The sequence below is a fragment of the Sphingomonas sp. R647 genome, assembly GCF_020177055.1.
Classification (GTDB): domain Bacteria; phylum Pseudomonadota; class Alphaproteobacteria; order Sphingomonadales; family Sphingomonadaceae; genus Sphingomonas.
The window spans coordinates 191,447-214,884 of record NZ_JAIQXT010000006.1; the positions used below are offsets into that span (position 1 = coordinate 191,447).

Below are 23,438 nucleotides of genomic sequence, written 5' to 3' on the forward strand. Positions count from 1 at the left end.
GATTCGACCCGCAACGGCCACGTCGATGATTCCTTCGCTCGAAGCGCTTCTGGCGCCGCACGCTTCCCCGGTCCTCGATTCCGCGGTTCGCGAGCGGTGCCGGTTGCATGTGCGCACCAGCAATCGCGATGCGTTCCGCGCGCTTGTGCCCTGGTCGCATTTCAACGCCCTGCTGGAAAGCGATCGGCTGTTCGATGACCGCACGCGCGTGGTGCGGCGGGGACGCGATTTGCCGCGTGAAATGTGGAGCCAGATCGGCCCCGACTTCAAGCGGGTGGCTTTCACCGACCAGCTCCAGCGCTTCTGCCAGGAGGGGCTGAGCCTCTCGCTCGGTCAGATTCACCACGATGTTCCCGCCATCGCCGGTCTCGTTACGATGCTGGAGCATGCGCTTCCCGCGCGGGTTCAGACCAACCTCTATGCCAGCTTCGGGCGCGAAAGTGCGTTTCGTGCGCATTACGATCCGCATGACGTGCTGGTGCTGCACCTGCATGGCCGCAAACGCTGGTCCTGTTTCGGCCCGCGCCCAGATAGCTGCGCCGACACGACGCTCGTGGGTGACGAGCATCTTGGCCCGGTCGTCTGGGAAGCGGTGCTTGAGCCGGGCGACATTCTCTACCTTCCGCGTGGAGAGGTGCATCGCGCAACGGTCGAGGGCGACGCAGCGATGCACCTGACCAACGCACTATCCTGGCCGCGCGAATCGGACCTGTTCAAGTGGCTCGCCGCGGAAGGCAGCACCGCGATCAACGCCGATGCCGATGTTCCAGTCTATGGTTCGGAAGAGGATCTGACACGCTACGAGGCGGATCTGCGCGCGCGCCTGCACCGGCTTGCAGACACGCTCGACCTGCGCGCGTTCATCGAGAGTTCCACACAGCGCCGCCGCGTGCGCTTGCCGTTCAATCTGGGTCTGTCGACCGAACTGGCGCCGGATTGCTGGGTTCAGCCCTTGCTGCCTGCGGGTGTGCAGCTTCCCGCTGAAGGCACCGCGCGTGTCGGCTTCAACGGCGGGACAGTCTCGCTGGATGCAGAGGAGCGCGCAGTCATGGCGGCGTTGCTGGGCGCCGGTGCGCGCCAGATTGTCGAGCTGTCCGACCTGTGCGGCCTCGACATGCCGACTGTTCGCGATTGCATCGCGCGCCTTGCTCGCCGGTCGCTGGTCCGGCTGAGCGAAGGTGGGGCGCCCTAGTTCCCGCCGGCGGCACGCCGGGTGAACATGCCGGTCGAGAGGCCGCGCACCAGCTTCAAATAATGGCGCTGCACCGAATTCCAGTCGTCCGGCGCGGCATCCTGTAGCGTATCGGCGAGCGAACTCAGCCCATCTACGTCGATCAGCTCGCCGCAAGCGCTGACCCGCGCCTGATGCGCCAGCTCGGCCTGGATTGCGGGCTGCGCCTTCAACAGAATGTGCTTCCAGTCCGCAGTCTGGGTGCCGCGAAGGGGCGAGTGCAGGATTTCTGTCGGGATCCGGTCGGCAAAGGCGCGGCGAAACACGTCCTTGGTTCGGCCATTGCGCAGATACCGATCCTCCGGCAGCGCGAGGCAATAGGCCAGCAGGCGGCGATCCGATGTCGGATCGCGCCGGTCCACACGATACCCCGCATTGGCAGCGGCGTTCAGCGGCCCCGGATCGCGCGATTGCATGAGGATATCGTGCCAATGCTGCCAGCGCCGCACCCGCGCGAACGGGCCGAGTGCGCCTGAATTGCGCGCAAACATGGCCTGCGCATCGGGATTGTCCCACTGCGCCGAGATCGCCGCCAGCGGCGTGATCCGGTTGCCCCCACGCCGGTGCCATCGCGCCATGAGGTCTGTCGGGAGCAGCGCACGGATCGTGCGGCGCAACGCGACGCTTCGGTCGGGATAAACACCCCGTGCGACGAGCACCCCGGCATCGCGCCACAATGACCACAGTCGCATCCGTTCCGCGTGCCGGATCAGGCCATGCTCCCCGGTATAGCTCAGGGCCATGTTGCCGCTCACGCCCGTCAGGACCACGGGCGCCCCGGCCGCGGCCGCTCGGCTGTAGATCTCGTGCACCCAGGCGGTGCTGAGCGGGTTCATCACCGGCTGGTCGGCCAGGAAGACCATGCGTTCGATCAACGCCAGCAGGTCGGCGTCGGCGGCACGAACCAGATGATGGTCGATGTTCGGATGCAGCGCCGCCATCTGCGCAGCGAGCGGGCCTTCGTCGGTGAGGAGATGGGCCGCATAGGTCGCATCGGCGCCGGCGATTGGCACGTTGGTGTAAGCGGACAGCCGCTTGCCTTGCTCCGCCAGCAACGGCGCGGCGCTGCTCGCCAACGCGCAGCTATCGAGACCACCGCTCAACATCAGTGCGGTGCCGCCGGTGCTGCGCAGCTGCGCCTTCACCGCGACATCGAGGGCGTCGCGCATCCCTTCCGCATCAGCGTTGCCGCGAATGTCGCGACGCTGCGGCACCGCCATCGGATTCCAATAGCGGCGCAGTTGAATCCGCCCATCCGCATGGACCGTCGCCACTTGCCCCAAGTCGAGCCGCTGAACCCCTTTGTAGAAGCTGTGCGAGCCATCGAGCGGCAACAGCATCTGCCAGGTCAACAGGCGATCCGCGTCCGGGCCGGTGGGAACGTCGGGTAGCGCCAGCAGCCCCTTTGGCATGCTCGCAAAGGCGAACCAGCCGCGCCCGACATGGTAATGCAGCGGCCGATTGCCGACGGGGTCGCGCGCCAGCATCAGCGTCCGCGCATCCATGTCCCATGCCGCGAAGGCGAAATCGCCGCACAGCCGGTCTACCGCACCCTCACCCCAGCGTTCGAGCGCCGCGAGGATGAACGCAGCGTCGCACATCACCGCCTGATGCGCCGGTTCGATGCCCAGCGCACGGCCCAGCTCTTCGCGATTGTCGATCCGGCAATCGGCGACCAGATGCAGCCGCCCCCCGCGCCCGGTCAGCGGCTGGCGATCGAACCGGTCTTCCGGGAGGAAGGCCATCAGGCGATGCGCCAGCGCGATCTGGCCGCCGTCCCACTGTCCTTCACGGTCTGGGCCATACAGAGCGAGCGCGCGGCTGATCCGCTGACAATCGGCCTTGGCGCCAGGCCGGCCATCGGGATACCACACCCCGCCAATCGCACTCATCGCTGTTGCTCCACGACCTGCTCGATGTGGGCGGCGAGTTCATCCAGCCGCGACAGGTCGTGCGGACGACGCACCGCATAGACAGGCACGCGAGCGGCGACCGCGGTGGCCCAGCCAAACATTTCCGCGCCCCGGCCCATGAACGTCGCGAGGCGTTGGCGATAGATATGCCTGTGCAGTGCATGTGCTGCGGGACCTGCCCGCAGTCGCGTGCTCACCGGCATGTCGGCAGGCTCCGACGAAAGAACGAACAGCGCAGCCAGCGGGCGCGGTGTACGGTCGAACCGCTCGCGCGACGATGAGATGGTGAACTTGTCCTCATGCATCCCGACCCGCGCGCGCTCTTCGGTCCGTTCACCAAACCGCTCGGCGGCAACCGCCCACAGGCGCAGGTCGGGGACGCCGGGAAACAGCGTCGCTCTGGCTGGGTCAATAATCGCCTGATCTTCCGCGATCAGGTCATGGCCGCGCTGCATCAGCGCGCGGGCGGTCGTGCTCTTCCCCGCGCCGCTATCGCCAGCAACCGCCACGGCCAAGCCGTCTCGACTAACCCCACAGGCGTGCAGCGGCGGCACACCGCGCTGATGCATGATCAGGCCAAGCCCAGGCCCGATCAGCCAGCTTTGCACCAGCCGCGCATCGACCCCTTCAGGCACCTCGATCCGCAGCGAGCGGCCATTATCGATCAGCAGTCGGATGCCGTGCGGCGAGCGAAGGATCGCGGTGCCATCGGCATACATCTGAAAATGCGGCTTGGCGCGCAGGCACACGGCCGCTGGGGTTGGAAGAGGGCCGAATGTGACGTCGACGTCCACCGATGCCGGATCGCAGCCGTGCGGCATCAGTGGCAGCGCCACGCTCGAGCGAAAGACGAGGCCGCCATATGTGTAGTTATGGGCAGCGTTCACTGAACTTCCCCTGCAACACGCAACCGGTCCAGGTAATCATGGGCGGCGTTGACGAACCGCGCCGCCAATTCGGCCAGCTCCGGCGTCACTGCTGCCCGCTTTCGAGCGCTATCCGGCTCGAACGGGCGCTTGCCGTTCGCATCCTTGGTGTGGATCGCGGCCGCGTCGGCGATGCGCTCTAGGTCCACGACCGACGGGTGTAGCCCCAGCCACGCGGGAATTTTGCCGTTCAACGCACCGGGCAGTTCGGAATAGGGGATCAGCAGCCATCTCCCCGCCGCTCCGGGCCTGCTCGCAGCGTCGGCGACCATCGCAAAGATGCGGCCGAGCACCTGCGCCGCAAAGGCGAGCGCATGACGCCCCGTCGGCGCCGCTCCCCCAAGAAAGAGCTTGGTCTGGACCGGATCGGCCGCTCGCCGCATCCATCCCGCCGGTGCGTCGCGCAGCGAGACCAGAATCTCTTCCGGCTGACGATAAACGAACAGTTTGGGCACGTCGGGAAGCACTTCCTCGATCAAAGGGAGGTGCAGTGCATTCCAGCTCGACAGCTTCAGGATGACGCGGTCCTGGTCCGGCCGGGCTGATCGAGTCAGTGCCGCGATCACCTGCCGCAGCGCTTCGCATCGCGCCTTGTGGGACTTGAACGGCCAGATCCCGTCTACGCCGAGCACCGCGTTCACCGCTTGCGGCTCGGATACGACATGACAGCGCGACATGCGGGACAAGGAACGAGACACCAGGGTCGATCCGCAACGCCCCGCATGCAGCACCACCGCCGACGGCAGATTCGTTCCTGATGCTGTCGGCAGAGGCGCGCGCCAGCTGGGGCCCGCCTGCGCAATGCGATCATGCAGGAACGGGAGGGTCGGATCGGTATCGGCGATGTCTACCCAGTCAGCGGAGAGCCGGTCGCCGTCGTAAAACAGCCGTGCCGGAACGGGTTGCACGGCGGCAGGAAACACCGACACCCGCGCTCAATCGTGCAATCGGATCAGATCGTTGCGCCGCATCTGCTCCAGCAGATCAAGCACATCGCGCTCAATCTCCTCAATCGGCGCAGCATAGCGATCCGCCAGTGAACGGCACAGATCAGCCACCGTCTGCGGCTGCCCCAGTTCAGACCAGATGACGCTGCCGATCCGATCAAGGTAGAGGTAACGCCCAGCCTCCATGTCCATCATGACGACCTCGCCATCGATCTCGGTCGAGAGCAGGTCGGCAGAGGTCGATACGGTGGTAGAGAGCGAGATCATGATCAGTCCGGCTCTATTGAAATCCCTCCTCCTGACAAGGCCGATATGTCGAATCCGCGCCGATCGCGGAACGGAAACCTAGCGAAACGTCGAGGAGTTAGGTCCTCGCGCATAGTGGAAAGGGCCGGCTTGCGGGAAGTCTGTAGCTTGCGGTTTCTGGCCGCTTTTGGGGCGCAAAGCGGACCTTGGCACTTTCACCGACCGATGCCCCGTTCCCATTCACGCAGTGGCGCAAGGAATACGCTTTCACGCGGGATTTGCGTACGCGCCATCGCCGCGCACGAGTACGGGCATGCGCTGGGATTCAGCCACGAGCAAAACCGTGCGGATGCGCCATAGCGGTCGGCGGCATTACCGCGTGGACCGATGCCGATGGCCATACCCGCCCGCCCTTCGGTATCAACGCCATCATACCGATGAGCAGTCTCGCCGCGTCGCCGCTTGCCGCCGAGATTGCTGCAGGCGGCAGCGATTGTTGGCGCGTGATGACTGCTACCGGGCCGTCGCTGCTCGATCCGCGGGACCTCCCGCGCAACACGGTGCGGATAGCGGTTAGCAATTCTCCCTGCGGAACCATTCGACGTAGCGGGCGACGCAATAGGCGTTCATCGCGGCATGGGTTTCCTGCTCCCAGCCCGAGCGATGTTCCCCGCGCCCGCTCGCCGTCAGCATCGCGCGCAACCGATCGAAATCGATCATCGCGGAAAGCGAGGCAGAGCCCTGTAGCCGTTCAAGATCGTTGATCAGCGTCGGCTTGATCCGGTCGATCGCTGCCTGGAAATCGGGAAAGGGGTCATCATTGGCACGCCCGCGGATCTGAAACTCAGCGGGATAGAGGTCGCGGAGCGCGGTGCGCGCGAGATGTCGGGTATGGCCATCGCGGACTTGCAGGTCCGGGGGAATCGCCAGGGCGAGTTCCACCACCCGACGGTCGTGAAACGGACGGCTGAGCGTGAGGCCATGGCGCGCGAAGCCTGACGCGCTGCCGCTGCCCCGCCGCACCAGGTCGATCGCCCACAACAATCCCCCTCGGCTGTCCCGGGTCGGCGCAACGCTGCCTGACCGCGCGATGAAGCCCGACTGCACCGGCAGGCGCGCGCGGCGTCGCGCGGCGTGCCAGTTGCGCAGCGCGGGAGGCAGGAAATGCGGCGCCACATCGTATCGCAGCAACGATGTCAGCGACCGCCCGGTGGTGCGTCGCGCGGCGAGCAACTCGCGCCCAAATCGGCGATACGCGCCATCCGCCAGCCAGCGGGCAAGCGCGTGCCGCCCGCGCGGGTTGAGCGTATAGTCGCCGCCATGCCCGTCCATCGCCAACCCCGCGCCACGCGACGCCAATGCGGCACAAAGGGACGCGTCCACCGGGTCATAGACCGACGGCAGGGCCTGGCGCTCGGCCAGCCCGCGCTGAATATCGGCGATCGGATCCAGTGCGTCGCGCGTCACCCGGCAGATGTCGAGCCAGGGCATGTCGCGCGCGCACAGGTCGACCCAACGTCCGGCATGGCGGATCGTCCCGGCGTACCCGGCCGGCATGACCGACGCGGCGGCGACGAGCCGCTGCCCGGATTGCTTAAGCGGGTCGCGCGCCAGCCCCGCGATCGCGCTGCTGTCGAAACCGCCGCTGAGCAACAGGCCGGGTGGCTTCTCCAGCCCGTCCAGCCGGGCTGCCACTGCGTCACCCAAAATCGCCCGATACGCCTCGACATAATAGGACGCGTCGCGCCCGACATGCGCCGAACCGGCATGCGGTTCCCAAAAGCTGCGCAGTTCGGGTTCGCGTCCCGGCTCGACGATCAGCAGATGACCGCCGGGAAGGCTGGCGATGCCGGTGAACATCGTCGCGCCGGGGGTGGCGGTGAACTCCCCGGTCAGCGCGTTGCACAGCATTGAATCCTCAAGCGCGCGCGGCACCTCGCTCAGCGCCCAGAGCCCCGGCACGTCGGGCGCGAACGCGAACAGGTCGCGCCCGACATGATAGAACAGGTCGCGCTGCCCCATCGGGTCGCGGGCTACCACCAGCCGGCGGCGCCGCTGGTCCCAGATTGCCACCACGAAGTCGCCGAGCAGGTGCAAGATGAACGCTTCGCGCCAGCGCAGCCAGGCGCGCAGGATCAGCGCGCTGTCGGTCATCCGCGCGATGTCGGCGGGCGCAATCCCCAACGCCGCCCCCAGTCCGCCACGCGCGTCGAGCCGGGCGGAGGCGACCAGGGTGATGCCGGATTGCGCATCGCAGATCGGCACGCCGTCGATCCGGTCGATTGCGCGCAACGGGGCGTGGCAGATTCCGATGCCGAGCTCGCCCAGTGGTTCGCTGCGGCATCCGCCCGGAGCCAGCGCTCCAAGCCGCTGTGCCATGCGCGCCAGATCGCGCGGCGATGCCACCGATCCGTCGCGCCGCAACAGGCCGAAAATGCCCGCCATGACTGTTCAGGCCGCCGTGACCAACACCAGCCCACGCGCCGCCATCTTGTCGATAAAGGCATCGACCTCGGCGCGGCAGGTCGCCGGATCGACCTCGAACCTGTCGATCAGTTCGGCGCAGATGTCGTCCGTCGCGTGCGGCGTTTCGATCAAGCGCCAGATCTGCGCACCCATCGGGTTCAATCCGATATAGATGCCGCGATCGATGTTCATCATCATCAACTGGTCTCCCAGATCGCTGCTGATCCAATCCCGGCTTTGCCCGATCACGCGCATTCCCGTCTCCGTTCGGTGAGTTGATAGCCAAGCCGCGCCATCATCGCGGCGTGCGCGGCCTCGACCCGCGCCGCTTGTTCCGGCGACAATTCGTCGTGCCAGCCACCGGCCGCGCCGCGCCGGAAAAAGCTGGTGGCAAGCTGTGGCCGGGGCGCCTCGCCAAAGCCCAGCCGCTTCTCCTGATCCCGCACTCGTCCGAAGTGCGCGAACTCCGCCGCGCGGGTGCATTCTGCCGCACTCGCAGCCACCCCGACAGAGGCGAGCGCGCGCGCCAGCTCGCCCGCGGCATCGGCGTGCAAATCCTCGTAGCGGATCAGGTGAACCGGGATATCGCGCTGATCGAGCCAGCTCGCCTGAAACCCGCTCCAGTCGGTCACGATCTGGCGCAGCTGGCTCGGCTGGCTGTCCAGTCGATCGGCAAAGCGCGCTGCGGGGTCCGCCATGAAGCCGATCGCGGCGTCATATGGCGCTGCGTTGTGATGCGCCAGCGACGCGACGATGTCGCGCGGATCGCGCACGATCAGGATCGCGCCCGCCGCCGCATCCGCGCCGCCCAGCATCGCCTCCCCGGCCGCATTGTGCGTCCAGCCATCATGCGTCTTGACGAAGATCGTGTCGTCGATCCCGGCCGCACCCGCATCTTCCTCGGGATCGTCGATCCGCGCCATCGCGCGATAGGCGGCGGGGCGGAGCAGATCGCATTCGTCCAGGGTCAACAGGCCCGAAGCGACCAAGGTGACCCGGTCGAACGGCGCCCGCGCGCTGGCCAGCGCAGGTTCGGTCGGCAGCCGGTTGATGTCGGCGGGCCTGTCGGCGCGCAGATTGGCGAGCAGCAGCCGGAACCACGTGTTGCCCGACTTGGGATAGGAAGCGAGCCAGACGCGTCGGCTCATGCCGCCCGCTCCACGCTCAGGCCGAGCGCGCGCCAATGCGCTTGCAGCGTCGCGACGGCATCGGGCATGGCCCCGAAGTCGAGCGGCCGCGCGAGGATCCGGATCTCGACATCGCGCACCAGCCGCGCCGCCGCATCGAAATACAACTGCTTCTGATCCATCTCGCGCACCAGCAACGGGCGATAGGCATTGCGGCGAACGATCAACGCGGCGTCGACGAGATTTGGGACGTGGAGGCCGGGCGCGAACGGCGCGCGCGCTTCCCGCAGCGCATAGATCGCGCCGATCGCCAGCGGGCGGTCGCTCACCGCGCGCGGCGCAACATAGAATTTGCGGATCGCGGCACGGACCTGTGCACCACGGCGTCCGGCGATGCCCAGCCCCTCCGTCGCATCCTCCCACAACCGCATCTGGCGGCCATCGGGATGAACCAGCGGCGCCGCCCCTTCGCGCAACTCGATCCTGCAAAAATCGTCGGCGACCAGATCATGCCCCGCTTCGCCCAGCGCTGCTGCCAGCGTCGACTTGCCCTCGCCCGAGGGGCCGCAGAACAGAACGGCATGATCGCCGACCCGCACCGCGCTGGCATGCAGCACGATCGCACGGCGCTGATGCAGCAGAATGCCGATGCCGGTCCCGGTGAGGAAGATTGCGACCTCTTCGGACGCGGCACCGGGCTCGACCGCATAGGTCAGCGTGTCGCCGCCATGCATCAACATCCGCACCACGCCGGGAATGCCGAGGATGATGGCGTCCCCTGCGAGAACCCAGTTCGGCCCGATCAGCCGCGCGTCCGCGACCGAATCGGGAACGTCGCCCGCGCGGACGACGATATCTGCACTGTCGCCACGCTCGATCCCGGCAAAGCTGGGCAGCGCGATATCGCTGTCCACCGTCAGGCCAGAGACGCGGTACGCCTTCATCGCCGAACGCCATGAAGGCGCACCGCCTCCTTCAGAATATTCATTATATCTGAATGGGTTAGTTGATTTTTTTCGGATTTCACGGGTTGACGCGATAGTCGCGACTGCGCAGTATCGCCCCCGAAACAAATTGGAGGGTACGGGCCATGTCGAATCAGGAACATGTAGCGGAAACCAAGACTGCACCGCAGCGCGCGCGCTGGACGACGCCGGACCTGATCGAGGCGGAGATCGGATCGGGGACACAGAAGTCCTTCTCCTCCACCGTCGATATTTATGTGCCGACGTTCAACCGAACGCTCGGCCCGTCCTGAGGCGCGCCGCGGCGTCGACCGGTCCATACAGACCTGTTCCAGTTGCATCGTGACCCCCGCCCCGCCCGCCGCCCGCGTCCCGTTTCGGGCGCGCGGCGCAGCTGGACGGACCTCATAAACTCGGGTTAACCCTGTCGAGAAATGCCGATTTCGGCACCTCCCATACAGGGCTGATATGCATCCGATCGACGCGCGCACGCTGGAGATTTTCCGCACCATCGCCGAAACGGGCTCCGCCACACGCGCGGCGGAGCGGCTCAATTCAACCCAGCCCAGCATCACGCGTGCGATCGGCGCGTTCGAAACGCACTGCGGGTTCAAGCTGTTCGAACGCGGCCGCTACGGCATGACGCTGACCGAGGCGGGCAGCGCCTTGCTCGAATCGGTCGATCGCAGTTTCGCCGGTCTCAACATGGTGCAGGAGGCGATCGGGCAACTACGCCTGGGCCTTCCCGGCACGCTGCGCACCGTCGCGGTTCCGGTGGTTGCTGAAGGCGCGCTCTGCGATCTGCTGGCCGAATTCGCCAGCGCGCACCCGCGCGTTGCGATCAACATCAAATCCGCACATCCGCAGACCGTCATCAACGACATTCTGACCGGTGAAGTCGATCTTGGCGCGATCATCGGTGCCCCGCCCCAGGGGTTCGATCTGGCGACGCGGGTCATCGGGGAACGGCGGATGAAGATCGCCGTCCCGGCCGACCATCGCCTCGCCAACCGCGACCGCATCCATTTCCGCGAGCTGCATGGCGAGGCGTTCGTGATGATGGCCCAGCCGCACAATATCCGGCTCGCAGTCGAAACCATGATGAACGATTTCGGCGTCCGTCCGTCGATCACGCATGAAGTGTCGACCCAGCGCACGGTGGTCGAACTTGCGCGCCGAAGCGGGGCAATCGGCTTTGCCGATGACGAGGTGATCGATTCGGTTTCGCGCCGCGATGTCATGGCGATCGAACTCGACCCGCCGACGCGATGGAACATCAACCTCATCTATCGCCGCGACCGCAAGCAGTCGCCGGTGTTCGAAACATTCCTGGGGTGGTTGGACGCGCATTGAGGCGGAGCCCGTTCACGTTGAAAGTGCGGACGATCGGGAGGGCGCCCGGCGAAGGGGCTCGATCCCTGTTCACCCTCGGCTGCAAGGCACCATGATCAGATTGCCGCCGGCTGTGAATTTCGCTACTTTCTGCACATGGCCAACAGTCACAGTGCGGAAATCCTGATAACCGTACTGTATACAGAACTGCGGCGGCTCGCTGCGCGCAGTCATTGGCGCTATGGTGCGGGTGAGACCATGCGGTCGACTGTACTGGTCAGCGAAACGTTTCTTAAGCTCCGCGCCTCCCCTGACTTTCAGGACGAGCGGCATTTCCTGCGTACTGCTGCACTGGCGATGCGCCAGATTCTGGTCAATCATGCCCGCGCCCGACTGACAGCCAAGCGCGGTGGCGGAGCCGATGTCCTGCTCGATGACGATCTCCCGGTTTTCTGGGAAAGCGACGAGCGGCTCGTCGCGCTCGACGACGCGCTGCGGCAACTCGCCCTGGTCAATCAGCGACTGGTCGATATTGTCGAGTATCGGTTCTTCGGCGGCTTCTCAGAGGCCGAGACCGGCGAATTGCTGGGCATCAACGAACGCACCGTGCGGCGCGAATGGGTAAAGGCGAAGGCGCTGCTGCTCGATCATATGCAGGACGCGTGACCGCGCTTCACAGGCCGTAGCGCTTCGCGATCTCGTCGATCGCCTGCTGGAGCCGCGCCGCCGCCGGCCCCATCGGTGTGACGATCGCTTGCGCCTCGGCGAGTGCTGCGCGCGCACCCGGCTTGTCGCCAGTAGCGGCCAGCGCGCGCCCGAGCGCGATCCGGGCAATGGCGTAGGGCGGGATTGGCGCCGCTCCGGCAACCGCGATCGCCTTGCGCGCCAGCGTCAGGCCCTGCGCCGGACTGTCGCGCGCGATATGCGCTTCCGACAGGCCGGCGAGCGCGGAGACGTGCAGCATCGAGCTTGCCCCGGCAAAGCGTTCCGCCATCGCCTCGGCACGGGTCAGCAGCGGCAGCGCGCGTTCGGCATCGCCCAGTTGCAGCAACACCTTGCCATAGTTGCTCAGCAATGCCGCCGTCCCCGCCGACGCGCCGAACAGCTTTTCGCGCAGGCGCACGGCCGATGCGAACAGCGGCGCAGCCTTGGCCGGATTGCCCAGCAACACCTCGATCGCCGCCAGATTGTTCGCAGTGTTCAGCGCATCAGGCGTATCGGTCAGGCCGGTTGCAGACCAGATCCGCTGCGCCTGCTCCAGCGCAGTCCGCGCGCCGGTCAGGTCACCGCCAACCTGTAGCGCGACGCCGAGATTATTGTGAAATACGCCGGCCAGCCGATTGTCGCTGCCGACCAGCGCAACATGATCGGCGGCGGCCTGTTTGAGCAGCGCGGCGGCCGCAGCGGGGTTGTCCTCACGGACGAGCTGCGCCTCGAGCAGCCGGCTGTCGATCATGCGGAACCGCCATTTTTCAGGGTCACTGCTCCAGAATGCCTGCGCCTGGGACAGCAGGGTGCGCGCCTCGTCCATCGCGCCGGTGCGTACCAGCGTCTGCGCCAGATCGTAGCGCGCAGCGGCCAGCGTTTCCGGATCAACGCCGACCGCACCGCTTGCCGCGGCTACCGGGCGCAAGGCGGCGATCGCGCCCTGATAGTCGCCCAGATAGAAGAACAACTCGCCCAGCGCATGCAGCACCGGTGCCTGATCGGCGGGCGAGCGGGCAAAGCGCGCGACAATGCGACGGGTGGCGCGCTCGAGCACGTCGCGCCGGCTGGCGTCGCTGCCCGCAAGGTCCGCGCTTTCGGCTAGCATCACATAGAGCGATTCGCGAACCGCCTCGGACCGCTCCTCCTCCGCCAGCGCGGCATCCCGCGCGGCATAGGCCTCGCGCGCCTGCCACATCGTGGCGGCAAGACCACCGGCCAGGCTGAGCGTGATCGCCGACCCTGCCGCAATCGGCCAGCGCCACTGCCACAGTCGCCGACGGACGACATAGCCGCGCTCGCCCTGCCGTGCGGCCACCGGCTTGCGATCGAGGACGCGGCGTAAATCCGCGGCCAGCGCGTCCAGCGTGGGATAGCGTGCTGCCGGCTCCTTGCGCAGTGCCTTGGCGAGCACGGCGTTGAGATCGGCGACCATCGCATCGGATGCGTTGGCCAGGATATCCACGCCCCGATGCGCGTGAAGCGGGCGCGGCGCCGTATCGAGGACGCGGCCGATGCCAAGGACAAAGGGTAACCCGTCCAGTTCGATCGGCGGCTTCCGCGTCACCAGCTCGTACAGCAGCGCGGCTGCGCCATAGACGTCGCATGGTGGACCGACCGGCGCGCCGGTGAGTAGTTCGGGCGCGGCATAGGGGGCAGAGACGGGGAGCGGGTTCTGCGTTTGGACCGGTAATGCGATCTGCTTTGCAACGCCGAAATCGATCACGCGGGCGCACCCATTGCCGTCGACCAGAACGTTCGACGGTTTCAGGTCGCGATGGAGGATCAGCGCCTGATGCGCGCGCGCGACGGCTTCAATCGCTTCGATCGCAAGCGTGATCCGGCGGGTCAGGTCGGCACCATGGCGGTCGCACCAGATATCGCAGGGCGGACCGTCGATCCGCTCCATGACCATCCAGGGGTTTCCCGCGTCATCGACGCCGCCATCAAGAATGCGCGCGATCCCGGGATGCTCGAGCGTCGCGAGCAACTGGCGTTCGGTCGTCAGCCTGTGGCGATCGACGCCGGGATCGTTGCGGATCAGCTTGAGCGCACCCGCCTGCTCGAACCCGCCCTCGGCGCGGCTGACAGCATAAACGCTGCCCATCCCGCCGCTGCCGATCAGCGCGTCGATCCGCCAGGCGCCATAGCGGTCGCCGACCTGCGGCCCATAGTCGATCTGCGCGTCCGGCTTCACGTCCGGCTCAAGAAACGCGGCCGCTTCCTCCATCCGTGCCAGAAGTTTCCGCGCCTCGATTGCGAGTTCCGGGTCCTCTTGAGCGATGCCGTCGAGATGTCCGGGGCGTGCGGATTCCGGAAGGTCCAGGGTCGCGTCAACCACTGCGGACAATCTGTTCCAGTCGACTGACATGTTAGCCCCCTGACAAGTTGCACCAAGCTTCCCCGACCGTTGCGCGAGCGCAACTGAATTCTTTTCAATCGCCAATGTCCGGTTTCGGTTCGCGATCCTGTTCTCATCATCGACGCCTCCACGCAGTTGAGCGGCGCGGCGCATCGTTGGGGAGTAGGGCGAATGCAATTTGTGACCATGATGATCGCGGCGGGTGCTGCCGGAGCGCTCGGTTCGGCCTTTGGCGCGACGCCGGCCTTGGCACAGACTGGCGGAAGCGGTCCGGCTGCGGCGACGACATGCCGTGACGGCGCAGGGCCGACATCGGCACTGTTCTGCGCACCGATGGCGTCGGGACGGCGCCTGACCGCGTGCAATCGCCCGGGGACGGAGCGCGCAACCTGCGTCAAGCAGACCGCCGATCGCTATTGCCGCGGCATGAACTTCTCCGCCTCGGTTGCCTATCGCGAGACCAGCGACAATCACTTTGCCGAACTGCTCTGCTTCGGTCGCAGCGCCGCATCGCTGGCCGCAGCCGCGCCCCCGGCACAGAGCGTTGCGACGCCAGCGGCGCAGCCCGCCGGTCCCTCGGCATTGGGCAATGTCTATTCGACCAACGACTGGGGTGACCTCACCGTCACCGAATGGGGCGCCGCGACGTTCCGCGCCGACTACACCTTTGAAAACGGCAAGATCGAGGGCACCCGGTCCGGGATGGAGATCACCGGTTACTGGTCGCAGGGGACCAGCGATCGAGCCTGCAGCGAGGCGCGCGGTGGCACCAATCACTGGGGGCGCATGTCGTTCACCTTCAATGCGGCGCTCGACGCGTTCGAGGGGCAATGGGGCTATTGCGACGAAACCCCCTATGCGACCTGGACCGGAACGCTGACCCGTCGCGGCCTCGGCGCCGCGGTCACCGCTGGGCAAGGCAGCGCGGTAGCATCCGCGACTGCGCCAGCGCCGCGTGCAGCCTCCACCGCAGCCCCGCGCGCGCCGGGGATTGTCGAGCGGGTCGGCGAGACCGCGGCCGATGAGGCGGAGCGTCAGGCCCATGACAAGGTGCGCCGCGGCGTCGGTCGCCTGGTGGGCGGCATTCTCGATCCGAAATGATCCCGGTCCTGACATCTAGGAGACTGCACATGCCAAGACCGTTGATGATTTCCGCCGCCGCGCTGCTTGCCCTGACGGCATGCGGCGGCGGTGACGGCGGCAACGTGTCCGCCGGATCCAAGGCTGAAGCCGACAGCGCAAAGACACCGGGCACGGGTCAGCCCGGGGGCATCGGCGTGACGATCGGCGACCTGCCCGATTTCGTCGAGTTGCCGCCCGGCGCGAAGCCGATCCACAATTTGCGGATGAAGAGCGATGGCAAGGCGGGCGGTACCCTGACGCTGGAGACCAACCGCACCGCCGACGACCTCGTCGCCTTTTATCGCGCCTCGATGGACAAGCATGGCCTGAAAATCGGGATGGAGAACATGTCCGATCACATGACCCAGCTGCTCGCGGAGAGCGAGGACAAGTCGAAGACGCTGATGGTGATGGTGACGAAGGACGATGAGGGCAAGCTGTCCCTCAACCTCACCCATTCGCGAACCATTTCCTGACGCAGCGGAGCGGACCATGAAACCAGTTGTGCCAGTGGCGGTGATCGCCCTGACGCTCGCCGGCTGCGGCGATCCCGCACCCCGGCAGGGCAATCCGACCGCAGCGCAGGCGGCCGCGTCCGGCGTAGCCGAGGTCGTGCAGTCGGCAGCCAAGGGCAATCCCTTCCCGCGCGACAAATTACCCGATTTCGTCGAGACCTATGACGGCGGGCGCTACCTGACTTCCTTCTTCGGCAGCAACGTCAAGCGCGATGCCGGAACACTGTTGTACGATGCGCCGGCGGCCCCGGCCAAGGTCATCGCATTCCATGTCGCGTCGATGGAAAAGTTTGGATTTTCGGCGTCCGCGCCCGAAACCCGCGTCGTCCGCAAGCGCAACGAGACCTCGATCGAGGGCAAGCATCCTGACGGTCGCGTGCTGAACATGGTGGTGATCGAACAATCGCCCGACAATGCGACGGTCCACATGAACTTTGCGGTGCCCAAATCATGATCGCGCCCCGGCTCGTGGGCGCCGTGGTCGCCGGGATGCTCCTTTCCGGACCGCCGGTCCTGGCATCGCAAGAAGCCGAATCCGGCGCGCCTCCGGGTATCTGGCAGGGCAATTACCAGCTTGACCGCGAAGACCCCCGCATCCGCACGCGCGGCGGGGCGGACCTGCTGCGGCTTCAGGTGATCCATTCGCGTGGCGAAGCGGCGATCACGGTATCCTGGACTGCCGGTCGTGCAATCTGCGACGATCCGCTGGCCGAACCATGCGAATGGATCGGCGCGAGCGGCACGACACAGGGACGCGTGATCGGTGACCAGATCATGGTCGCGCTGCCGGTTTCAGCCGATGAGAGCGATCCGCTGATCGTGCTGATCCGTCGCGCCGGGGGGCAGCGACTGTCCGGCCACCTGTTCAACGCGCGGGGCGATTTCGCCTGGCGCTTTGCTGTTCGCACGATCGAGGAATAGCGCGAATGATGAGCCTGCGCCGTGGTGCCATTGCCGTGATCCTGTGCAGCCTCGCGCTGCCCTTGTCTGCGCAGCAGGGACAGAAGGAGGCGCCAAAAACGCTTCCGCTGTTCGGCTATGACGAGGACACGGCGTCCGAAATTGAGGTGCCGCCCAAGGTGCAGGCCGATGTCGATCGTATCTATCGCCTGTACGATAAGAAATGGACCGTCCCGACGATCGACACGCTATATAACGGCAAGATCGTCGGGTTCTATCGGAAGCGCAACGAAAGCGACTTCGACAATGTTGCTGCATCGTTCGGCAACTATCTACCGTTCACAACGCCAGGCGTGACTGAACCGTTACGTATTCGGCTCTGCGGACGCCTCGGGATCAGCAAGAACAAATGGTGCACGATATACGGCCATAGCGTGCGCTTCAACGCCGATCGCGCGAGCGAGTGGAACTTTCCGCTGCTCACCTCGCATGAGTTCATCCATGGCAAGCAGCGTGATCTTTTGGGGGACGCCAATTGGACGTTCCTGCCACCATGGGTGCTGGACGGACAGGCCAATGGCTTTGGCTATGGCCTGCTGGAAAACCTGCCCAATCTGACCCGCAAGGACATCGCCCGCAAAACCGCAACGATGAAGAACGCCAATTTTTCATTTTTCCTCGGCCTGCGCTTTTACGATCATCCGCTTGACGTCGACAGCATCGCCCAGAGCTATCCGCGCAATCATCCCGAATATTATGCCGAAGCCAGCGATCCCGGCGGGCATATCACCATGGCCGGATATCTGACCGGGAGCTTCTTTCGCCACATGCTGCGCGGTCGGTCCGGCGGGCTGAAGGCGGTGCAGCATCTGATGAGCCGTCCCAGCCCGCGCACCAAGGATTCGAACGCCTGGCTCGCCTGGATGGACAATGGGCTGAAGAGCGATCCGAACAAGATCTGGCCGCGCGGGGTGCGAGAAGTCTATGCCGAGATGATCGCCGAGCTTGCCGACATGCCGGACCTGATCGCGCGGGCGCGCTTTGGCAAGCTGGCCGCCGACCAATATGACAAGCTGCTCTGGTCTGACGGATGCAGATCGGTCGATCTGACCACCAGCCGCAGCTGGAGCGGCGCGGTGCCGATCCGGGCGCTTTCCGCCCGCTGCTTCCGTGTGAAGTTGCCGCCGGATGGTCTGGACATGACCGGCGAGGCCGCGAGCATGGCCGGAACCGACATGCCGCCCGCTTTCAGCGTTACCGCGCGCAGCACGACCGGCGGCTGCGGGGATTTTGAGCTGACGTCGCGCGCCGAGGTCGTGGAGGATCCGCTCGTCGCCAAGGCGACGGGCAATCCCAATGACTGCACGACCAAATGGCACAGCTATTACTTGCCGCTGAATCCCAACGCGCCGGGCGGCCTGAAGGGGTGGCAGACGGTGTTGCTGACCAACGTGCCCTCACGCCCGGCCAATGCGCGCGGCCATATGCTGCAGGTCACCTTCATTCGACCCGGCGCCGAGGCGACGGTCGATGCCGAAGCGACCGTCGAAGACCCGGTGCGCAAGACCAAGGTCAAGTCGCGCGCGCCCAAGCCTGGCCCAAAGCCGGTTGTGGCGCCCAACCGCACCCATATCGTGGATCGCGACCCGGCCCCTGACTGCGATGCCGAGGGGCGCGCCACGTTGAAGTGCGGGAACGAGATGACCGTCGTGCTCGCCTATGGCCAGGTTGCGGACCTGTCGGCGTCGAGCAACGCGACTGGCGCGATCTTGGGCCATATGTACCCGCAGGCCCAGTTCACCCGCGAAGATTATGTCAGCACCGGCAATGCAATCCAGAAGGCTTTGTTCGACGAGGGCGGGCTTTCCAAGGCAGCGGCGAAACTCGCAGCTTCGGGTGGCTTGCCGGACGGCGCATCGGTCAAGCTGACACTGCCGCAACTCGCCGACGGCCAGACGGGGACCTTCCCGGCGCGCGTGGATGTGGGTTGGTTGGACGTGGTGCGAAAGGCAGAGGCGGGCGTCGATTCGATCACCGCGGCCCAGACTCGCTCTGACGGCCAATGCCTGTTCGTCGAAACGCGGCGCAGCGACGCGACGGTGACGATCACGATGAACGATCATGGCGGACTGATCGGCACGCTTACCGCGCGACTTTACGAGGAGAATTCCGACCCCGAAAGCGCGTGTCGCACCCCGATCCTCCCGGCGGGGCAGCTCAGCCTGTCGTTCGCGACGCCGGGCGTCATCTATTCCGGCGAGGGCGGCTATAGCTTTGACACCGAGAATTATGCCGAGCGCATGCAAAGCGCGCAAAGCATCGCGATGCAGGTCGCGATGCCGATGGCCGAGCGGTCGGACCATCTGGCGACCTGGCCCGATGGGGTGTTCCCGGGGACTCAGCCCGCCAGTACCGGACCGGCACCCGCCGGACGGGCCTCGACCGGTCAATGCAGCGCCACAACGGTCACCGACGCCGATTTCATCGGGTTCGTCCGCGCGGTATCCGCGGCTGAAGGCGAAGAACCCGAGCCGATGGATGCGGAGGCGATGGCGGCGATGCGAAGCATGGACCGGTCGATGTACACGCCGATGATCTGCCGCTGGATCGCGGCCGGTCGCCCGGCACGCTATACGGTGGACGGCCCCTAGGGCCTATTCGGGCTGGCTGGAGGCTGGGTGTCGTATCGTGGTGCCTTTTCGAAGTCCGGCTTTCCGAACGGGCGGTCGTTGAACAGGTAGCCGTAATAGAACCGCCGAAGCTGGCTGTGAAAGGCGCGGACGCGATCCTGATACGCCAGCTGCGCGCGCAGGTCCGTCTCGGCGAGCCGAGTCAGCAGCGCCTGCACGCCAACCGATGGCAGCACCCAGCCGAACGAACGGGCCGTGGAGTCACGGCGCACGAGCCCGTCATGGTAAGCGCGGACTTGATCCGCAACGCGCTACGAAGGCGACACCGTGATGATCCGGCTGCTGCGCTTGCCGTCGTCAGAGCGGCTGCGGAGCTCGACCGGTCCATTCACCACTACCGGACCCTGATAGCGCGTCCACTGGCCACCGCGCTCGCGATACTCAATGACGAAACCAGGGAAGTCCATATTCGCGTCCAGCGTTCCGCCGATGATCCGCGCGCCCGGCGGGGCGACGCGATAGGCGACGCCGATCCGCTCCAGCGGTGCGAACTGCGCCGAAGCCCGTCCGGCAAAGTCGCGCCACTCGGCGGACAGCGCCGCGCGATCCACGCGCGGGTCATGCCATGCATAGGACTGGCCGGGCCGATAGGCGGGCGTCCACCGCGCCGGGGTCCAGCCACGCTCGGCCAGCGCGAGCAGGCGGGGGAACAGCATGTAATCGACCTGCGCATCGGTGCGCACGGTTTCGCTCCACAACTGCGCCTGAATCCCGGCGATGCGGCGGCCCGGTTCGCGGATCGGCTTGTCCTCGATCGGCTGGGGCTGGGCGCTGATATTGGGGATCAGCGCGGCATTGGCAGGGAGGTTGTCGGGCATGAAGCCGAACACCTGATGGCTGTCGACCCCGCGCGACGCCCAGTAATAGCCGCCCTCCTCCGGATGCGGCGCATAGGGCATGTCGAAATAGCCAAGGTCGGGGATCGACAACACCACGTCCCAGTCACGGTTGAGTTGGTCATGCGCCTCGCGAATCGCGCCGGTGTGGAGCACGCCCCAGATGTTGGTCAGCACGTTCGCCGGCATCCGCGCCGGATCGGTATGCCCCATGCCGTCGCTCCACCCGCCCGCGCGAATGCCCTTGGTCGCGAGCGAGGTTGCGACGCGCTCGATGAAGCGCGGGGTCAGGTTGCGTGCGTCGCCGCCATTCTCCGCAATCATCGCCTTGCACGCGGGCGAATTGACCCATGCGCCGGCCGTTTCGTCCGCGCCGAGGTGGAAGGTCTTGAGCGGTACGCCCGCCGCGCCATGCATCGCCGCCAGCGCATCCACCACCGTATCGACGAAGCGATAGGTGGCGGGGATGCACACGTTGAGCGTGTTGTCGGTATAATGCTGGATGCTGCGATATTTGGTCGTGTCGGCGGGATCGATCAGGCGATAGGCATCGGCCTCCGCGCGCTTGCCCGCCGCCGCCAGCCGGTCATGGCGCCGCTCCATCGCGACGATCGCGGCACGCGAATGGCCCGGCATGTCGATCGACGGGATCACCTCGATCCCGCGCGCCGCCGCCGCGCTGACGATTCCGATATAGTCGGCGGTGGTGAGATAGCCATTGACGCCCGACTTGACATCCGGTCCTGCGCCGAGCTGCGGGAGCAGGCAGGTTTTCTCGGCCGGATCGTGGCAGCGCACAGACCCGATCTGCGCCAGTTCGGGCAGCGCGGGGATTTCGATCCGCCAGCCTTCATCCTCGGCCAGATGCAGATGCAGCTTGTTGAGCTTGTAGGCGGCCATCGCCTCGACCAGCTTGAGGATCTGGTCGCGCCCATGGAAATTGCGGCCAAGGTCGAGGTGCAGGCCGCGATGCGGGTAGAGCGGCGCGTCCTCGACGGTCAGTGGACGCATTTTGCGCTGTTCGAACGCCGCCTGTTGCGCGAGTGAGCGCAGTGCGTGGCTGGCCCCGGCAGCGTCGGCGGCGGTGATCGCGATGCCGTCCGCGCGCGCGTCGAGCCGATAGCCTTCAGGCGCGATCCCGCTGGTCGGATCCACGCGGATGCGTAGCGGCAATCCGCCATCCTCAGCCATACTCAGCGCTGCCAGCGCGGGTGCGACCGCCGCGCGATCGATGCCCGTCAGCGACAGGCGGACACCGCGCGTCAGATCGACCGAATCGCCTTCATGCTGCGCAGCATGCGCCGGACGCGGGAGAATCACGATACCCTTGGCTGGCGGGGCGGCGCGCTCGGCATTCTGCGCGAAAATACGCTCGGGGGTCAGCCACACCGTCTTGTCGCTATCGCTTTTGGTCGTCAGCCGGGCCGCGTCGGTCATGGGCGCGACGAAGCGCAATGCGGGCAGTCCGGTATCGGGGTCGATCGCGTCGCGCGTCGCCGCGATCACGCGTGCCTGCCGACCCTCTGCCACCAGATAGGCATTGGGCATCACCACCGCGCGCGAGAAATGCGATCCCACCCCCCACAGCTTGATCACATGCCGCGCGCCGGGCCGCAGCACCGCGCCAGGCTTCAGCGTCAGCTGCTGCACATCGCCATTGATGTTGCGGTAGTCGAACAGGTCGCTCTCGATCCGATCGAGCGGATTGACGAAGCTGAAATAGAGCGAGAGGCCGGCGCCTTTGCGTAGCGACGCTGGCAGCTTGTCGGGCAGGGTCAGGGTGATCGTCGCGAGGAAGCAGTTCGCGACGCCCTCGGGACAGACCGGGCGGTTATCGACCACCTCGAACCGGTAATCGAGTCCGGCGGCGAGCTGGTCGAGCGCAGCCTGGGGCGGTGCGTTGCCCTGTGCAACGGCTGGCCCCGCCACGCTCAGCGCCAAAGCCCCCATCCAGCCGATTCCGCGCATTGGCCTTGCTCCCTCTCGACGATTTGTATTTAAGTTGTCATATCGCTTGCAGAAGGTCAATCGCGGCAATTCGACCGCTTTGGGAGGGGAGATCGGACATATGACGATGACAGCGATGATGCGCGCGGCGCTGATGAGCCTGATTGGTTTTGCATTAGTCCTATCGCCTTCACACGCCGCACCGCGCAAGCCGGTGATGGTCGGCTATGTCGCCGCGTTCAAGGGCATCGACATGACGATCGCCCGCGTCCGCCTTGAGGACTACACCCATTTCAACATCGCCTTTGCCAATCCCGACGCGACCGGCGCGTTCGCCCGCGACGGGCAATTGACATGCATGCCCGCCCCGTTCGGCGCGGCAACCACCGTCGTGGGGCTGCGCGCGCAGGTGCAGCAGCTGAGTGCAAAGGGCGCGAAGATACTGGTGTCGATCGGAGGTGGGGTGATCCCCGGCTGTTCGGGCGACTGGCGGGCCTTGCTCGCGCCCGAGCGGCGCGATGCGACGGTCGCGGCGCTGGTCGCACTGTCCGATACGCTCGGGCTCGACGGGGTCGATATCGATCTGGAGGGCGAATTGCTGACGGCGATCGATCGGGCGGGGGACTATACCCCGTTCATCGCCGCCCTATCGCGGGCGTTGAAGGCGCGCGGCAAGCTGCTGACCTGCGCCACCGCATCCTATGAGGGCGGGATGATCCCGGTGTCGTCGGTCCCGTATTTCGATCTGGTCAACGTCATGTCCTATGACGCGATCGGACCGAGCTGGGGGCCGGCGGGAGCCGAACATGCGCCGCTGGCGATGGCCGAGCGCGACCTGAAGCTGTGGCTGGGCCGTGGCGTTGCGCGCGAGCGGCTGGTGCTGGGCGTCCCCTTCTACGGCTATGGCTTCAACGGCCATGCGGCCAATTGGTCCTATCGCGAGCTGGTCGAGACCTTTCCGGAAGCGGCGAAGGCAGACGTAATCGGAAAGGCTTGTGCCGGGTGCCGCTACGTCACCTATAACGGCCCGGCGACGATCGAGGCCAAGGCGCGCCTCGCCATGCGGCACGCCGCCGGGCTGATGGTGTGGGAATTGTCGCACGACAGCGCCGACCACGCGCTCGCCCGCGCCGCGCTCAAGGGACTTTCTGCGAACGAGTCGCGCGGCAGCGATTGACGCGACGATACCAATGCAACACATGTGGGTC

21 protein-coding genes and 1 pseudogene are annotated in these 23,438 nt (G+C 66.1%); 11 read left to right on the plus strand and 11 right to left on the minus strand.

Annotation, left to right across the window (positions count from 1 at the left end; translation table 11 throughout):
• The first annotated feature begins 109 nt into the window (after positions 1–109).
• Complete coding sequence (locus K9B35_RS16465) at positions 110–1,192, plus strand: JmjC domain-containing protein (protein ID WP_318245982.1); 1,083 nt, start codon at positions 110–112, stop codon at positions 1,190–1,192.
• Here K9B35_RS16465 and K9B35_RS16470 read toward each other — a convergent pair.
• The 4 genes from K9B35_RS16470 to K9B35_RS16485 are packed head-to-tail and all read right to left on the minus strand — an operon-like array spanning position 1,189 to position 5,284.
• Positions 1,189–3,123, minus strand: coding sequence for an asparagine synthetase B family protein (locus K9B35_RS16470; RefSeq protein WP_224923073.1), 1,935 nt, complete (start codon positions 3,121–3,123; stop codon positions 1,189–1,191). The genes K9B35_RS16465 and K9B35_RS16470 overlap by 4 nt on opposite strands.
• Positions 3,120–4,031, minus strand: coding sequence for a hypothetical protein (locus K9B35_RS16475; RefSeq protein WP_224923074.1), 912 nt, complete (start codon positions 4,029–4,031; stop codon positions 3,120–3,122). The genes K9B35_RS16470 and K9B35_RS16475 overlap by 4 nt, the downstream gene beginning before the upstream one ends.
• Positions 4,028–4,999: a hypothetical protein gene (locus K9B35_RS16480; RefSeq protein ID WP_224923075.1), complete on the minus strand. Its 972-nt coding sequence runs from the start codon at positions 4,997–4,999 to the stop codon at positions 4,028–4,030. The genes K9B35_RS16475 and K9B35_RS16480 overlap by 4 nt, the downstream gene beginning before the upstream one ends.
• Positions 5,000–5,005: 6 nt before the next feature.
• The gene (locus K9B35_RS16485) at positions 5,006–5,284 is read right to left on the minus strand and encodes a PqqD family protein (RefSeq protein ID WP_224923076.1); all 279 of its coding nucleotides are present in this window, start codon (positions 5,282–5,284) and stop codon (positions 5,006–5,008) included.
• Between the two features lie 204 nt (positions 5,285–5,488).
• Between K9B35_RS16485 and K9B35_RS20375 the strand changes: the two genes are divergently transcribed.
• Complete coding sequence (locus K9B35_RS20375) at positions 5,489–5,623, plus strand: M12 family metallopeptidase (RefSeq protein WP_224923077.1); 135 nt, start codon at positions 5,489–5,491, stop codon at positions 5,621–5,623.
• A 213-nt stretch (positions 5,624–5,836) separates the two neighbouring features.
• Here the strand turns inward: K9B35_RS20375 and K9B35_RS16495 are convergent, their stop codons facing one another.
• From K9B35_RS16495 to K9B35_RS16510, 4 genes are read right to left on the minus strand one after another with little or no spacing between them, the layout of a single operon-like run.
• Positions 5,837–7,708, minus strand: a complete 1,872-nt coding sequence (locus K9B35_RS16495; protein ID WP_224923078.1) for an asparagine synthetase B family protein — start codon at positions 7,706–7,708, stop codon at positions 5,837–5,839.
• 6 nt (positions 7,709–7,714) lie between these two features.
• Positions 7,715–7,984 carry a PqqD family protein gene (locus tag K9B35_RS16500; protein ID WP_224923079.1) on the minus strand — a complete coding sequence of 90 codons (270 nt, stop codon included), beginning with the start codon at positions 7,982–7,984 and terminating at the stop codon, positions 7,715–7,717.
• Positions 7,975–8,877: a sulfotransferase domain-containing protein gene (locus K9B35_RS16505; RefSeq protein WP_224923080.1), complete on the minus strand. Its 903-nt coding sequence runs from the start codon at positions 8,875–8,877 to the stop codon at positions 7,975–7,977. Before K9B35_RS16505 ends, K9B35_RS16500 begins: the two co-directional genes overlap by 10 nt.
• Positions 8,874–9,800 carry an HPr kinase/phosphorylase gene (locus K9B35_RS16510; RefSeq protein WP_224923081.1) on the minus strand — a complete coding sequence of 309 codons (927 nt, stop codon included), beginning with the start codon at positions 9,798–9,800 and terminating at the stop codon, positions 8,874–8,876. Before K9B35_RS16510 ends, K9B35_RS16505 begins: the two co-directional genes overlap by 4 nt.
• A 146-nt stretch (positions 9,801–9,946) precedes the next feature.
• Between K9B35_RS16510 and K9B35_RS16515 the strand changes: the two genes are divergently transcribed.
• The 3 genes from K9B35_RS16515 (at position 9,947) to K9B35_RS16525 (ending at position 11,819) form a co-directional block, all read left to right on the plus strand.
• Positions 9,947–10,114, plus strand: coding sequence for a hypothetical protein (locus tag K9B35_RS16515; RefSeq protein ID WP_224923082.1), 168 nt, complete (start codon positions 9,947–9,949; stop codon positions 10,112–10,114).
• A gap of 175 nt (positions 10,115–10,289) precedes the next feature.
• Complete coding sequence (locus K9B35_RS16520) at positions 10,290–11,174, plus strand: LysR family transcriptional regulator (RefSeq protein WP_224923083.1); 885 nt, start codon at positions 10,290–10,292, stop codon at positions 11,172–11,174.
• A gap of 135 nt (positions 11,175–11,309) precedes the next feature.
• Positions 11,310–11,819, plus strand: a complete 510-nt coding sequence (locus K9B35_RS16525; protein WP_224923084.1) for an ECF-type sigma factor — start codon at positions 11,310–11,312, stop codon at positions 11,817–11,819.
• 7 nt (positions 11,820–11,826) lie between these two features.
• Here K9B35_RS16525 and K9B35_RS16530 read toward each other — a convergent pair whose 3' ends face one another.
• Positions 11,827–14,199, minus strand: a complete 2,373-nt coding sequence (locus tag K9B35_RS16530) for a protein kinase domain-containing protein (RefSeq protein ID WP_224923085.1) — start codon at positions 14,197–14,199, stop codon at positions 11,827–11,829.
• A gap of 192 nt (positions 14,200–14,391) precedes the next feature.
• On the opposite strand from K9B35_RS16530, the gene K9B35_RS16535 reads away from it, so the two are divergent.
• The 5 genes from K9B35_RS16535 to K9B35_RS16555 are packed head-to-tail and all read left to right on the plus strand — an operon-like array spanning position 14,392 to position 19,408.
• Positions 14,392–15,321 (plus strand): hypothetical protein, encoded by a 930-nt coding sequence (locus K9B35_RS16535; RefSeq protein ID WP_224923086.1) that lies wholly within the window; start codon positions 14,392–14,394, stop codon positions 15,319–15,321.
• 29 nt (positions 15,322–15,350) lie between these two features.
• Positions 15,351–15,818 carry a hypothetical protein gene (locus tag K9B35_RS16540; protein ID WP_224923087.1) on the plus strand — a complete coding sequence of 156 codons (468 nt, stop codon included), beginning with the start codon at positions 15,351–15,353 and terminating at the stop codon, positions 15,816–15,818.
• A gap of 16 nt (positions 15,819–15,834) precedes the next feature.
• On the plus strand, positions 15,835–16,311 hold the full coding sequence (locus K9B35_RS16545) for a hypothetical protein (protein WP_224923088.1): 477 nt from the start codon (positions 15,835–15,837) through the stop codon (positions 16,309–16,311).
• A 35-nt stretch (positions 16,312–16,346) separates the two neighbouring features.
• A complete protein-coding gene (locus tag K9B35_RS16550) occupies positions 16,347–16,778 on the plus strand; it encodes a hypothetical protein (RefSeq protein ID WP_224923089.1) in 432 nt (143 codons plus the stop codon).
• Between the two features lie 8 nt (positions 16,779–16,786).
• Positions 16,787–19,408 (plus strand): hypothetical protein, encoded by a 2,622-nt coding sequence (locus K9B35_RS16555; RefSeq protein WP_224923090.1) that lies wholly within the window; start codon positions 16,787–16,789, stop codon positions 19,406–19,408.
• Here the strand turns inward: K9B35_RS16555 and K9B35_RS16560 are convergent.
• Together K9B35_RS16560 and K9B35_RS16565 are read right to left on the minus strand one after the other, a co-directional pair.
• Positions 19,405–19,695, minus strand: a pseudogene (locus tag K9B35_RS16560) (DUF3526 domain-containing protein); the annotation flags it as partial. The gene K9B35_RS16555 and the pseudogene K9B35_RS16560 overlap by 4 nt on opposite strands.
• Positions 19,696–19,698: 3 nt before the next feature.
• Entirely contained in the window at positions 19,699–22,251 is a 2,553-nt protein-coding gene (locus K9B35_RS16565) for a family 20 glycosylhydrolase (RefSeq protein ID WP_224923091.1), read from the minus strand.
• A gap of 100 nt (positions 22,252–22,351) precedes the next feature.
• Between K9B35_RS16565 and K9B35_RS16570 the strand changes: the two genes are divergently transcribed.
• Positions 22,352–23,407, plus strand: a complete 1,056-nt coding sequence (locus K9B35_RS16570) for a glycosyl hydrolase family 18 protein (RefSeq protein ID WP_224923092.1) — start codon at positions 22,352–22,354, stop codon at positions 23,405–23,407.
• Positions 23,408–23,438: the final 31 nt, after the last annotated feature.